The organism is Pseudomonas putida W15Oct28, from assembly GCF_000708715.2.
GTDB classification, from domain to species: Bacteria; Pseudomonadota; Gammaproteobacteria; order Pseudomonadales; family Pseudomonadaceae; genus Aquipseudomonas; species Aquipseudomonas putida_R.
The window spans coordinates 122,499-136,411 of record NZ_JENB01000013.1; the positions used below are offsets into that span (position 1 = coordinate 122,499).

Below are 13,913 nucleotides of genomic sequence, written 5' to 3' on the forward strand. Positions count from 1 at the left end.
TCAGCGGGTTTCGTTGAACAGTTCGCGGCCAATCAGCATCCGGCGGATTTCGCTGGTGCCGGCACCGATTTCGTACAGCTTGGCATCGCGCAGCAGGCGGCCCGCCGGGAATTCGTTGATGTAGCCGTTGCCACCGAGAATCTGGATTGCCTCCAGGGCCATTTGCGTGGCGCGTTCGGCGGTGTAAAGGATCACCCCGGCAGCATCCTTGCGGGTGGTCTCGCCACGGTCGCAAGCCTGGGCCACGGCATACAGGTAGGCGCGGCTGGCGTTGAGCTGGGTGTACATGTCGGCGATCTTGCCCTGGATCAGCTGGAATTCGCCGATGCTCTGGCCAAACTGCTTGCGGTCGTGGATGTACGGCACCACCAGGTCCATGCAGCTTTGCATGATGCCGGTCGGGCCACCGGACAGCACCACGCGCTCGTAGTCCAGGCCGCTCATCAGTACGCGCACGCCGCCGTTGAGCTGGCCGAGGATGTTTTCTGCCGGTACTTCCACGTCATCGAAGAACAGCTCGCAGGTGTTGGACCCGCGCATGCCCAGCTTGTCGAACTTGTTGCTGCGGCTGAAGCCTTTCCACTCACGCTCGACGATGAACGCGGTAATGCCGTGCGCGCCCTTGTCCAGGTCGGTCTTGGCGTAGATCACGTAGGTGTTGGCGTCGGGGCCGTTGGTGATCCAGGTCTTGCTGCCGTTGAGCACGTAGTGGTCGCCGCGCTTTTCGGCGCGCAGCTTCATCGACACCACGTCGGAGCCGGCGTTGGGCTCGCTCATGGCCAGCGCACCGATGTGTTCGCCGCTGATCAGCTTGGGCAGGTACTTGAGCTTCTGCTCATGGGTGCCGTTGCGGTTGATCTGGTTGACGCACAGGTTGGAGTGGGCGCCGTAGGACAGGGCCACCGAGGCCGAGGCACGGCTGATTTCTTCCATCGACACCACGTGGGCCAGGTAGCCCAGGCCGGCGCCGCCGTACTCTTCCGACACCGTGATGCCCAGCAGGCCCATGTCGCCGAACTTGCGCCACATGTCGGCGGGGAACAGGTTGTCGTGGTCGATCTGCGCGGCGCGCGGCGCCAGCTCGGCGGCAACGAAGGTGCGCACCTGGTCGCGGAGCATGTCGATGGTTTCGCCCAGGGCGAAGTTCAGGGAGGGGTAATGCATGCTGGGGCACCTTCTTGTTCTTGAAATTGGGTTACACCTTAGCTTGGGGATTCAACCCCGCCCCCTGTGGGAGCGGGCATGCCCGCGAATACGTCAGCAGGGTCACCGTCATTGCCTGATCGGTCGCATTCGCGGGCATGCCCGCTCCCACAGGCTTCGGCGTGGCGCTTCAAGCTAGGTGTCGTTCATCACCTTTACGTTAACGTAAACCTGCATGGCACTACTGTCAATCCACTCATCACCTTTACGTAAACGTAAATCTGCGCCAGAGTATTCCCGCTTGCTTCAGTCGTGCCCAGAACAACCACAAGAAGGGACACCCATGAGTCAACCGAGCTATACCCGCGGTCGCCAGGACCAAGCCTTGCTGACCCAGACTATCGGCCAGGCCTTCGATGCCACGGTGGCCCGCTGCGCCGACGGCGAGGCGCTGGTGTCGCGTCATCAAGGCCTGCGTTACAGCTGGCGCCAGCTGGCCGAACAGGTCGAAGTGCATGCCCGCGCGCTGATGGCCCTGGGCGTAGACACCGGCGAGCGTGTCGGCATCTGGTCACCCAACTGCGCCCAGTGGTGCATTCTGCAACTGGCCAGCGCCAAGGTCGGCGCCATTCTGGTCAACATTAACCCTGCCTATCGCGTGGGTGAGCTGGAATACGTGCTGCGTCAGTCCGGCTGCCGCTGGCTGGTGTGTGCCGACGCCTTCAAGACCTCTGACTACCACGCCATGGTGCAGGAACTGGTGCCTGAACTGGCCAGCGCCGCACCCGGTGAACTGGCCAGTGGTCGCCTGCCCGAGTTGCGCGGCGTGATCAGCCTGGCGGCCAACCCGCCTGCCGGTTTCCAGCCCTGGCACGCATTGGCCGAACGGGCAGGGCAGACGACGGCAGAGGCCTTCACCGCCCGTCAGCAAAGCCTGCAATTCGACCAGCCGGTAAACATCCAGTACACCTCCGGCACCACCGGCGCGCCCAAGGGTGCCACGCTCAGCCACTACAACATCCTCAACAACGGCTTCATGGTCGGCGAAAGCCTGGGCCTGACCGCGCACGACCGCATGGTGATCCCGGTGCCGCTGTACCACTGCTTCGGCATGGTCATGGCCAACCTCGGCTGCATCACCCACGGCAGCACCATGATCTACCCCAACGACGCTTTCGACGCCGAACTCACCCTGTGCGCCGTGGCCGAGGAGCGCGCCAGCATCCTGTACGGCGTGCCGACCATGTTCATTGCCATGCTCGACCACCCGGCCCGCCAGGGCATGGACCTGTCGACCCTGCGCAGCGGCATCATGGCCGGCGCCACCTGCCCGATCGAGGTGATGCGCCGGGTCATCGACCAGATGCACATGGCCGAAGTGCAGATCGCCTACGGCATGACCGAAACCAGCCCGGTGTCGCTGCAAACCGGCCCGGACGACGAGCTGGAATTGCGCGTGACCACCGTCGGCCGCACCCAGCCGCAGCTGGAAAACAAACTGGTGGACGCTGATGGCTGTATCGTCGCCCGCGGCGAGATCGGCGAGCTGTGCACCCGCGGCTACAGCGTGATGCTCGGTTACTGGGACAACCCCCAGGCCACGGCAGATGCCATCGACCCGGCAGGGTGGATGCACTCCGGCGACTTGGCGGTGATGGATGAACATGGCCACGTGCGCATCGTCGGGCGCAACAAGGACATGATCATTCGCGGCGGCGAGAACATTTACCCGCGTGAGCTGGAAGAGTTCTTCTACACCCACCCGGCGGTGGCCGATGCGCAGGTGATCGGCATTCCGTGCAGCCGCTACGGCGAAGAGATCGTGGCCTGGATCAAGTTGCACCCCGGGCACAGCGCCACGGTCGAGGAACTGCAAGGTTGGTGCAAGGCGCGCATCGCACACTTCAAGGTGCCGCGGCATATTCGCTTTGTCGATGAGTACCCGATGACGGTGACGGGCAAGGTGCAGAAGTTCCGTATGCGGGAGATCAGTGTGGCGGAAATCTCGGCGGTATCTGCGGGTTGATGCGTTGGGTCAACCGGCCCTTTCGCGGGCTTGCCCGCTCCCACAGGGACCGCGCCGACGCTGTATCTGTGGGAGCGGGCAAGCCCGCGAAAGGGCCGGAACGGTCAACGTGTATCCAGCGCCTTGCACAGCTCGCCGGCAACTTCGGCGACGCTCAGGTAATCACGCCGCAAACGAACGTTGTAACGCGCTTCCAGCTGCATTAACGCAAATTCGCATTTGTCCCTGTCCAGATGTGCCAGCAAGGTCCCTGATCCCGGGTCGACCACGCCTGCATCCTGAAGCATATCGACCACTTGTCGCTCGTATTCCTCACGCTGCCGGCGGGTTGCGGTATCCACGATGAAGGAGGCTCCTGGCTTGATATCGAGAGCCTCAATCTTCAGCACAACCCATCGGCACCGCTACTGGCAAAAATATCAGGTGGCGTGGTCTACCCTTAAGCCTTCACCGGTGGCTCCTGGCTCGGCGGGTCGCCCACCGTCGGTGGCATGGTCGGCTTGATCGGCAGTTCGTCCGGTTCTTCTTCCGGCACGGGTGGCGGCAAGCTGGGGTCGTCGATGTTCGGATCGGGGGTTTCCGGTGGAATGGGAATGTTCATGGCCTGACCTCGCGTGGGTGAATGAAGAGGTGCTGCAGGCTCTGACCGCTGGCAGTTGCCGTTCGCTCAATTTTTTTGAACCCCACGCCTGTGCCCGGCTCTGAACCCTTACCGCCACCAGCCTGAGGGAGCAAGGTCGATGTCACGTAACGAGCCCTTTGAAAGCGTGCCCGCGGCGAGTGATCACCCGGACCAGGCCATCAGCCTGTCCCAGGCGCTGCTGGCGCCGCGCATCGTGATCGAAAGCACCCAACCCGTGCTCGAAGCCGGCACCTTCGCGGCCAAGGCCATCAGTGGCCAGCCGGTGGCCGTCAGCAGCAAGGTCTATTGCGATGGGCACGACCGCCTGGCGGTGATGCTCAACTGGCGTCAGGCCAACAGCCGCCGCTGGCATTGTGTGCCCATGCACTCGCCGGGCAACGACCTGTGGCTGGCCGAGTTCACCCCCACCGAGCTGGGCCCGCACCTGTTCAGTATCGAGGCCTGGATCGACCCGTTCGCCACCTACTGCCACGACCTGGAGAAAAAGTACCACGCCGGTGTCGAGGTAAAACTTGAGCTGGAAGAAGGCCGGCTGATGCTGGGCAAGGGCATCGATCTGTGCAGCGGCGCCCTGCGCGAGGAGCTTGAGGCCACGCAGCAACGCCTGGCCACCCTGAACACCGATGACCAGGTGGCGCTGTTCCTCGACCCTGCTACTGCACGCCTGATGGGCGAAGCGGGGCACCGCAGCTACCTGGCCCGCAGTGGCGAGTTCCCCGTCGATGTCGACCGCCCGGCCGCACAGTTCGCCAGTTGGTACGAGTTGTTCCCGCGCTCGATCACCGACAGCCCCGAGCGCCACGGCACCTTCAACGATGTGCAAGAACGGCTGCCGATGATCCGTGACATGGGCTTCGACGTGCTGTACTTCCCGCCCATCCACCCCATTGGCATGCAGCACCGCAAGGGCCGCAACAATGCCCTGCATGCCGAACCTGGCGACCCCGGCAGCCCTTACGCCATCGGCAGCGCCGAAGGCGGCCACGAGGCGATTCACCCGCAACTGGGCAGCCGCGAGGATTTCCGCCGGCTGGTCGCCGCCGCTGCCGAGCACGGGCTGGAAATCGCCCTCGATTTCGCCATTCAATGTTCGCAGGATCACCCCTGGCTCAAGGAGCATCCGGGCTGGTTCAGCTGGCGCCCGGACGGCACCATCCGCTATGCCGAGAACCCGCCGAAGAAGTACCAGGACATCGTCAACGTCGACTTCTATGCCCCCGACGCGGTGCCGAGCCTGTGGCTGGCGCTGCGTGATGTGATCATTGGCTGGGTGGAGGAGGGGGTGAAAACCTTTCGCGTCGACAACCCGCACACCAAGCCACTGCCGTTCTGGCAATGGATGATCGCCGATGTGCGCGCCCGCTACCCGGATGTGATCTTCCTCGCCGAGGCATTCACCAAGCCCGCGATGATGGCGCGCCTGGGCAAGGTCGGCTACGCGCAAAGCTATACCTACTTCACCTGGCGCAACACCAAGCAGGAGCTGCGCGAATTCTACGAGGAGCTCAACCAGCCGCCGTGGAGCCAGTGCTACCGGCCCAACTTCTTCGTCAACACGCCGGATATCAACCCGTTTTTCCTGCACACCTCTGGCCGCGCGGGCTTTCTCATTCGCGCCGCGCTGGCGACCATGGGCTCGGGCCTGTGGGGCATGTATTCGGGCTTCGAGCTGTGCGAAGGCACGCCGCTGCCGGGCAAGGAGGAGTACATGGATTCGGAGAAGTACGAAATCCGCCCGCGCGATTTCACCCAGCCCGGCAACATCATCGCCGAGATCGCCCAGCTCAACCGCATCCGCCGGCAGAACCGCGCCTTGCAAACCCACCTGGGCGTGGCGTTTTTCAACTGCTGGAACGACAACATCCTGTATTTCGCCAAGCGCACGCCCGAGCGCGACAACTACATCCTGGTGGCGATCAGCCTCGACCCGCACAACGCCCAGGAGGCGCACTTCGAGCTGCCGCTGTGGGAGCTGGGGCTGGATGACGATGCCGAAACCTACGGCGAAGACCTGATGAACGGCCATCGTTGGTCCTGGTACGGCAAGACCCAGTTCATGCGCATCGAACCCTGGCACCAGCCATTCGGTATCTGGCGTATCGAAAAGGCTAAGTGAAACCTGTGGGAGCGGGCGCGCCCGCGAACACCGGCGGCGCCGGTGCCAAACACCGCGGTGCCTGATTCGCGGGCATGCCCGCTCCCACAGGGATGGGTCAAGTCAGTTGCTTGCAGAGCAACCTGGAAAATGAAAGGAGTCACCCATGGCCAAGCGTTCCCGCCCGGCAGCCTTCATAGACGACCCGCTATGGTACAAGGACGCTGTCATCTACCAGCTGCACATCAAGTCGTTCTTCGATGCGAACAACGACGGCATCGGTGATTTCGCCGGCCTGATCAGCAAGCTGGACTACATCGCCGAGCTGGGCGTCAACACCCTGTGGCTGCTGCCGTTCTACCCCTCGCCGCGGCGCGACGACGGCTATGACATTGCCGAGTACAAGGCCGTGCACCCCGACTACGGCAGCCTGGCCGACGCCCGCCGCTTCATCGCCGAGGCACACAAGCGCGGCTTGAGGGTGATCACCGAGCTGGTCATCAACCACACCAGCGACCAGCACCCGTGGTTCCAGCGCGCCCGCCATGCCAAGCGCGGCAGCAAGGCGCGGGATTTTTACGTGTGGTCGGATGACGAACAGAAGTACGACGGCACGCGCATCATCTTTCTCGACACCGAAAAGTCCAACTGGACCTGGGACCCGGTCGCCGGCCAGTACTTCTGGCACCGCTTCTACTCGCACCAGCCAGACCTGAACTTCGACAACCCGCAGGTGCTCGCTGCGGTGATCAAGGTGATGCGCTTCTGGCTTGACTTGGGCGTCGACGGCCTGCGCCTGGACGCCATTCCTTACCTGATCGAGCGCGACGGCACCAACAACGAAAACCTGCCCGAGACCCACACGGTGCTCAAGGCCATTCGCGCCGAAATCGACGCCAACTACCCCGACCGCATGCTGCTGGCCGAGGCCAACCAGTGGCCCGAAGACACCCGCCCGTATTTCGGCGAAGGCGAGGGCGACGAATGCCACATGGCCTTCCACTTCCCGCTGATGCCGCGCATGTACATGGCCCTGGCCATGGAGGACCGCTTCCCGATCACCGACATCCTGCGCCAGACGCCGGAAATTCCGGCCAACTGCCAATGGGCGATCTTTTTGCGCAACCACGATGAGCTGACCCTGGAAATGGTCACCGACCGCGAGCGCGATTACCTGTGGAACTACTACGCCGAAGACCGCCGCGCTCGCATCAACCTGGGTATCCGCCGGCGCCTGGCGCCGCTGTTGCAGCGTGACCGGCGCCGCATCGAGCTGCTCACCAGCCTGCTGCTGTCGATGCCCGGCACGCCCACCCTGTACTACGGTGACGAGCTGGGCATGGGCGACAACATCTACCTGGGCGACCGAGACGGCGTACGTACCCCCATGCAGTGGTCGCCCGACCGCAACGGCGGCTTTTCTCGCGCCGACCCGCAGCGCCTGGTGCTGCCGCCGATCATGGACCCGCTGTACGGCTACCAGACAGTCAACGTCGAGGCCCAGAGCCACGACCCGCACTCGCTGTTGAACTGGACCCGGCGCATGCTGGCCGTGCGCAAGCAGCAGAAGGCGTTTGGCCGCGGCAGCCTGCGCACCCTCACGCCCAGCAACCGGCGCATCCTTGCGTATATCCGCGAGTACACCGATGCCGATGGCCACACCGAGGTCATCCTGTGCGTGGCCAACGTTTCCCGCGCGGCCCAGGCGGCGGAACTCGAACTGTCACAATACGCCGACAAAGTACCGGTGGAGATGCTCGGCGGCAGCGCCTTCCCGCCCATCGGGCAACTGCCGTTCCTGTTGACCCTGCCACCCTATGCCTTCTACTGGTTCCTGCTGGCCTCCCACGACCGCATGCCCAGCTGGCACATCCAGGCCACCGAGGGGTTACCCGAATTGACCACGCTCGTTTTGCGCAAGCGCATGGAAGAACTGCTGGAAGCACCCGCCCGCGACACGCTGCAAACCACCATCCTGCCGCAATACCTGCCCAAGCGGCGCTGGTTCGCCGGCAAGGAAGGGCCTATCGACCAGGTGCGCCTGTGCTACGGGGTGCGTTTCGCTACTGCCACCACGCCAGTACTGCTCGGCGAAATCGAAGTGCTCAGCGGGGGCGTGGCCAACCACTATCAGCTGCCGTTCGGCCTGCTGCCCGAAGACCAGATCAACACCGCACTGCCGCAGCAGCTGGCCTTGTCGCGGGTGCGGCGTGCCCATCAGGTCGGCCTGATCACAGATGCCTTCGTGCTCGAACCGTTCATCCGTGCGGTGCTGCGCGCCTGCCAGGATGGCCTGCGCCTGCCGTGTGGCAGCGGCGCGGGCGAGCTGCGTTTCGAATGCACCGACCTGCTCCCAGGCCTGGCGTTGAACGATGAAAGCGAAGTGCGCTACCTCAGTGCCGAGCAGTCCAACAGCTCGGTGGTGATCGGCGACCGCGTGGTGCTCAAGCTGATCCGCCGGGTCAACCCGGGCATTCACCCGGAACTGGAAATGAGCGCCTACCTGACTGCTGCCGGCTTTGCCAATATCTCGCCATTGCTGGCCTGGGTCAGCCGGGTGGATGAGCAGAACGCCCCGCACCTGCTAATGATCGCCCAGGGCTACCTGAGCAATCAGGGCGATGCCTGGGCCTGGACCCAGAACACCCTGGAGCGGGCCATCCGCGACCAGATGGCCCCTCCCACCCGCGATGCCGAGGCGTACACCGATGCCTTGGTGGAACTCACCGGCTTTGCCGCCTTGCTCGGCCAACGCCTGGGCGAGATGCACCTGCTGCTGGCCGCGCCCACAGACGATGAGGCTTTCCGCCCACGCCCCAGCGATGCTGATGACAGCCAGCGTTGGGGGGCACAGATCAGCGCCGAACTGGCCCACGCCCTCGACCTGCTGGCCCAGCACCGTGACAGCCTCGACCGCGACAGCCAGGCGCTGATCGACGACCTGCAGCAACAGCGCGATGGCTTGGCCCAGCACGTCGCCAACCTGGCGGAACAGGCCGAGGGTGGCCTGCTGATGCGGGTGCACGGCGACCTGCATCTGGGCCAGGTGCTGGTGGTGCAGGGCGATGCCTACCTGATCGATTTCGAGGGCGAACCGTCGCGCCCACTGCAAGAGCGCCGGGCAAAACACAGCCCGTACAAGGATGTCAGCGGCGTGTTGCGATCCTTCGACTATGCTGCTGCGATGATCCTGCGCAGCGCCTCTGCGGTCGACCTTTCCGGCCCGGCGCAGCAGGCTCGTCAGCGGGTTGCCCGGCAGTACCTGCATCAGTCGCGCCACGCCTTTGTCGAAGCCTATGGCCTGGCCACCGCCGCCATGCCCCATGCCTGGCAACAGGCCGAGGGCGAGCGCGCCGCACTGGAATTGTTCTGCCTGGAAAAAGCCGCCTACGAGATCACTTATGAAGCCGAAAACCGTCCGAGCTGGCTGGCCGTGCCTTTGCATGGCCTACATGGACTGATCAGTACCTGGGGAGAGTCATAGATGAATGCAACCACGCGTGAAAACGGCGGCCTTCGGCAACGGGACCTGGATGCCCTGGCCCGCGCCGAGCACGCCGATCCCTTTGCAGTGCTAGGCCCCCACGACGATGGCAAGGGCGGGGTGTTCATCCGCGCCTTCCTGCCCAATGCCCTGAGTGCACGGGTGCTGGCGCGCCATGATGGGCGCGTCCTGGCCGAAATGGTGCAAAGCGCAGTGCCGGGTTTGTTCACCGCGCACCTCGATGATGCACAAGGTTATCTGCTGCAAATCGGCTGGGCCGGTGGCGAGCAAGTCACCGAAGACCCTTACAGCTTTGGCCCGCAACTGGGCGACATGGACCTGCACCTGTTCGCCGAAGGCAACCACCGCGACTTGTCCGGGCGCTTCGGCGCCCAACCGATCCAGGTCGAGGGCGTCGACGGTGTGTGTTTCTCGGTGTGGGCGCCGAATGCCCGGCGGGTGTCGGTGGTAGGGGATTTCAACAACTGGGACGGCCGCCGCCACCCCATGCGCCTGCGCCACAGCGCCGGGGTGTGGGAGCTGTTCGTGCCGCGCCTGGGCGTGGGCGAAACCTACAAGTTCGAGGTGCTGGGCAAAGACGGGATACTGCCACTGAAAGCAGACCCGCTGGCCCGCGCGACTGAATTGCCGCCGAGCACCGCGTCCAAGGTGGCCGGTGAACTCAGCCACGCGTGGCAAGACCACGACTGGATGGCACAACGCGCCCAGCGCCATGCCTACAGCGCGCCCCTGTCGATCTACGAGCTGCACCCAGGGTCCTGGCGCTGCGAGCTGGACGAGGCGGGCGAAGTCGGGCGCTACTACAACTGGCGCGAACTGGCCGAGCGGCTGGTGCCGTATGTGCAGGAACTGGGCTTTACCCATATCGAATTGCTGCCGATCATGGAGCACCCGTTCGGCGGCTCCTGGGGCTATCAGCCACTGTCGATGTTCGCGCCCACCTCGCGCTACGGCAGTGCCGAGGACTTTGCCGCGTTCATCGATGCCTGCCACCAAGGCGGCATTGGCGTGCTGCTGGACTGGGTACCGGCGCATTTCCCCACCGACGAGCACGGCCTGGCGCGTTTCGATGGCACCGCCCTGTACGAATACGACAACCCCCTGGAGGGCTACCACCAGGACTGGAACACGCTGATCTACAACCTCGGGCGCAACGAAGTGCGCGGCTTCATGATGGCCTCGGCGCTGCACTGGCTGAAGCACTTCCACATCGACGGCCTGCGGGTCGATGCGGTGGCCTCGATGCTGTACCGCGACTATTCGCGCAAGGCCGGTGAATGGGTGCCCAACCGCCACGGCGGGCGCGAGAACCTGGAGGCCATCGACTTCATCCGCCACCTCAACGGCGTGGCTGCCCACGAGGCCCCCGGTGCATTGATCATCGCCGAGGAGTCCACCGCCTGGCCCGGCGTCAGCCAGCCGACCCAGCAGGGCGGCCTGGGCTTTGCCTACAAGTGGAACATGGGCTGGATGCACGACACCCTGCATTACATCCAGAACGACCCGGTGCACCGCAACCACCACCACAACGAGATGAGCTTCGGGCTGATCTACGCCTACTCCGAGCACTTCATCCTGCCCATCTCCCACGACGAAGTGGTGCACGGCAAGCACTCGCTGATCGACAAGATGCCCGGCGACCGCTGGCAGAAGTTCGCCAACCTGCGCGCCTACCTCACTTTCATGTGGGCGCATCCGGGCAAGAAGTTGCTGTTCATGGGCTGCGAGTTTGGCCAGTGGCGTGAGTGGAACCACGACAGCGAGCTGGACTGGTACCTGTTGCAGTACCCCGAGCACCAAGGCGTGCAGCGCCTGGTGGGCGACCTCAACCGCCTGTACCGCGAAGTGCCGGCGCTGCACGAGCAGGACTGCCAGCCGCAGGGCTTCCAGTGGCTGATCGGTGACGACGCGCAAAACAGCGTGTACGCCTGGCTGCGCTGGAGCAGCAGCGGTGAACCGGTGCTGGTGGTGGCCAACTTTACCCCGGTGCCGCGCGAGGGCTACCGCATAGGCGTGCCGTTTGGCGAGCGTTGGCAGGAGCTGCTGAACAGCGATGCGGGGCTGTATGCAGGGTCTAACGTGGGCAACCTGGGGGCAGTGGAAAGTGAGGCAGTGGCCAGCCATGGGCAGCCATTGTCGCTGGCCCTGAACCTGCCGCCGCTTGGGGTTCTGATACTGAAACCGGCCTGATGTGCTGCCGGTACCGGCCCTTTCGCGGGTAAACCCGCTCCCACAGGTGTTGCACAAGTTTCAGACTCTGTGCGGTCCCTGTGGGAGCGGGCGTGCCCGCGAAAGGGCCGGGCCTGCCTACCACCGCATCCGCACCCCAAGGCTGCCAATCAGCCCATTGAGGTCATTGTCATCCACATCACTGCTGTAATCGGCACTCACAAACAGCGCCACCGAAGGCGTCACCCGTGCCACCAGCCCCAGGCCCAGTTCCACCGTGGTCGAGTAGCGCGAGCTGGAAATCTTGTCGACCTGGTCCAGCTTCACCTCGTCGGGATTGCTGAAGTCGTACCACACGTTGGTCCGCACATAGGGTTCGATGGGCATGCCGCGCACTTCGTAGCGCCCGGACAATTTCGCACCGACCCGGCCGCTCCAGCTCGGCTGGCTGTCGAAGGCCTGCAAGGTTTCTTCCTGCACCTGGTTGCCGGGGAAGAACTGCTGGTTGATCAACTGTGCCTGGGGTTCGATCACCCAGTTGCCACCCAGGCGGATCGGGTAGCCGCCTTCCACCGAGAAGGTCATTGCATGGCCGCTTTCGTCAAGGCGCTGGCCGTTTTCACCCCGACCCATCACATCGATGCGTGAGCCCATGGCCACGGCATCCAGGTGCCAGCCCTGTTCATGGGTCATGCTCCAGTACACGCCCAGGCTTTCCCCGCTCAGGTTCACCGCGTTGCGCTGCTTGTCGCCCAGCAGCGGGCGCATGCCGTTGAAGCTGCTCTGCAGGTTGTTATGCCCCACGAAAATCCCTGCGCGGTGCACATTGCCCGCTGCAGTTTCACGCACGAACAGGTCCGGGCCGATGGTCAGTTGCTGGCTGGGGGCCTCCAGCTGGTCTGGGGGTTGCGTGCCACTGCGCGAGGTGGTCGGGAAAAACTGTGCCCACTGGCTGGCGATCAGGTCCGGTGCCGCCTGCCCGTGGCGGGTGCTCATGGTTTGCGAAAACGCATTCAGGGTGCCGATGCTCAAGCCACTGGCGCTGACCGGGTCCAGCGACATCTGCGGCATTGCAGGCTGTTGCAAAAAACCGGGCGAGGTGGGGTCACCCTGCAGTTCGTACGCGAAAGTTTCCACCGGGGTTGCCAGAAGCAGCGACGTGGAAACCGCGTAGAAAATGCTGTCGAAGCGCAAGGGGTTCGAGGTGCTTTTCATGGCGGATCTCCTATTGTTTTTGTGAGGTACAGCCCGAGGACCTGGCCTGTTGTCACGAGCTGTACGGCAAAAACAGTGGGCGACCCAAACCAGCACGCCAGGTTTCGCCAGCGCGCACAAAAGTGCGAGCTAGACGCCCGGCGCGAGATCTTTACTGCTTGATAATGTTCAGCTAAGGAGAGGACGCCGCTTGCGTCAAGAAAGCGTGAAAGAACTGTTCAGGTTGTGTAGTTTCCCTCAAGGGCTTGATTTCTCGAGAGAATCAGTCGGGTATAGCGGGGTTCGCTATTTCCCGCTTCGTGGCTATGAAGAATGATTGCTAGAGCCTGACCTCCACTGCCAACGGCAAGTGATCTGAAAGGTGCGACCAAGGTTTGTGCCCCAGAATCCGCGGCCCATGGCTTTCGGCGTTACGCAGGTAGATGCGGTCCAGGGGCAACAGCGGCAGGCGGGCAGGGTAGGTGCGGGCCAAGTGGCCGTGGTGGCGCTCGAACGCTTCGTGCAAGTCCGGCTGCAGGCCGAGGGTGCGGTTGCCGCGGGTTTTCCAGTCGTTGAAATCGCCGGCAATGATCACCGGGGCGTCAGCGGGCAACGATTCAAGCAGTTTGCTTAGCAATTGCAGTTGCTTCTGCCGGTGGCTTTCCAGCAATGACAGGTGCACACAAATGGCATGCACCTGGTGCTGGCCGGGTACGTCGAGGATGCAGTGCAACAGGCCGCGGCGTTCGGGGCCGGTGATCGACACGTCGAGGTTGCGGTGTTCGATGATCGGGTACTTGGACAGCAGGGCATTGCCGTGGTGGCCATCGGGGTACACCGCGTTGCGGCCGTAGGCAAAGTCGCTCCACATACTGTCGGCGAGGAATTCGTACTGCGAGGTCTGCGGCCAGCCGGGGTAGCGCGCGGCGTGGCGGTCGTGGCTGCCGAGCACTTCCTGGAGGAAGACGATGTCGGCCTGGGTGCTGCGCACCGCCTCGCGCAGTTCCGGCAGGATGAAGCGCCGGTTGAAGGCGGTGAAGCCCTTGTGGGTGTTCACCGTCAGTACCCGCAGCCGCTTCACGGCCTGGGCCTGGTTGACGCTGGCGAAACCTTTACTGCCGGCTTCGGGGTTCACAAT

At 63.8% G+C, this 13,913-nt stretch carries 9 protein-coding genes; 4 read left to right on the forward strand and 5 right to left on the reverse strand.

Annotated elements, in window-relative coordinates:
- The gene (locus AK81_RS11645; protein WP_043199197.1) at positions 1–1,164 is read right to left on the reverse strand and encodes an isovaleryl-CoA dehydrogenase; all 1,164 of its coding nucleotides are present in this window, start codon (positions 1,162–1,164) and stop codon (positions 1–3) included.
- Between the two features lie 322 nt (positions 1,165–1,486).
- Here AK81_RS11645 and AK81_RS11650 point away from each other — a divergent pair, with 322 nt between their 5' ends.
- A complete protein-coding gene (locus AK81_RS11650) occupies positions 1,487–3,169 on the forward strand; it encodes an AMP-binding protein (protein WP_043199199.1) in 1,683 nt (560 codons plus the stop codon).
- Positions 3,170–3,273: 104 nt separating this feature from the next.
- Here AK81_RS11650 and AK81_RS11655 read toward each other — a convergent pair whose 3' ends face one another.
- Positions 3,274–3,510, reverse strand: coding sequence for a hypothetical protein (locus AK81_RS11655; protein ID WP_043199251.1), 237 nt, complete (start codon positions 3,508–3,510; stop codon positions 3,274–3,276).
- Between the two features lie 98 nt (positions 3,511–3,608).
- Positions 3,609–3,770: a hypothetical protein gene (locus tag AK81_RS30225; RefSeq protein ID WP_012273262.1), complete on the reverse strand. Its 162-nt coding sequence runs from the start codon at positions 3,768–3,770 to the stop codon at positions 3,609–3,611.
- 139 nt (positions 3,771–3,909) lie between these two features.
- On the opposite strand from AK81_RS30225, the gene AK81_RS11660 reads away from it, so the two are divergent.
- From AK81_RS11660 to glgB, 3 genes are all read left to right on the forward strand, one after another.
- On the forward strand, positions 3,910–5,928 hold the full coding sequence (locus AK81_RS11660) for an alpha-1,4-glucan--maltose-1-phosphate maltosyltransferase (protein WP_043199202.1): 2,019 nt from the start codon (positions 3,910–3,912) through the stop codon (positions 5,926–5,928).
- A gap of 145 nt (positions 5,929–6,073) precedes the next feature.
- Complete coding sequence (treS, locus tag AK81_RS11665) at positions 6,074–9,391, forward strand: maltose alpha-D-glucosyltransferase (RefSeq protein ID WP_043199204.1); 3,318 nt, start codon at positions 6,074–6,076, stop codon at positions 9,389–9,391.
- Positions 9,392–11,602: a 1,4-alpha-glucan branching protein GlgB gene (glgB, locus tag AK81_RS11670; protein ID WP_043199206.1), complete on the forward strand. Its 2,211-nt coding sequence runs from the start codon at positions 9,392–9,394 to the stop codon at positions 11,600–11,602.
- A gap of 117 nt (positions 11,603–11,719) precedes the next feature.
- On the opposite strand, the gene AK81_RS11675 is transcribed toward glgB, so the two are convergent.
- Positions 11,720–12,796, reverse strand: coding sequence for an autotransporter domain-containing protein (locus AK81_RS11675; RefSeq protein ID WP_043199211.1), 1,077 nt, complete (start codon positions 12,794–12,796; stop codon positions 11,720–11,722).
- A gap of 319 nt (positions 12,797–13,115) precedes the next feature.
- Positions 13,116–13,910, reverse strand: coding sequence for an endonuclease/exonuclease/phosphatase family protein (locus AK81_RS11680; RefSeq protein WP_043199215.1), 795 nt, complete (start codon positions 13,908–13,910; stop codon positions 13,116–13,118).
- Between the last annotated feature and the right edge of the window lie 3 nt (positions 13,911–13,913).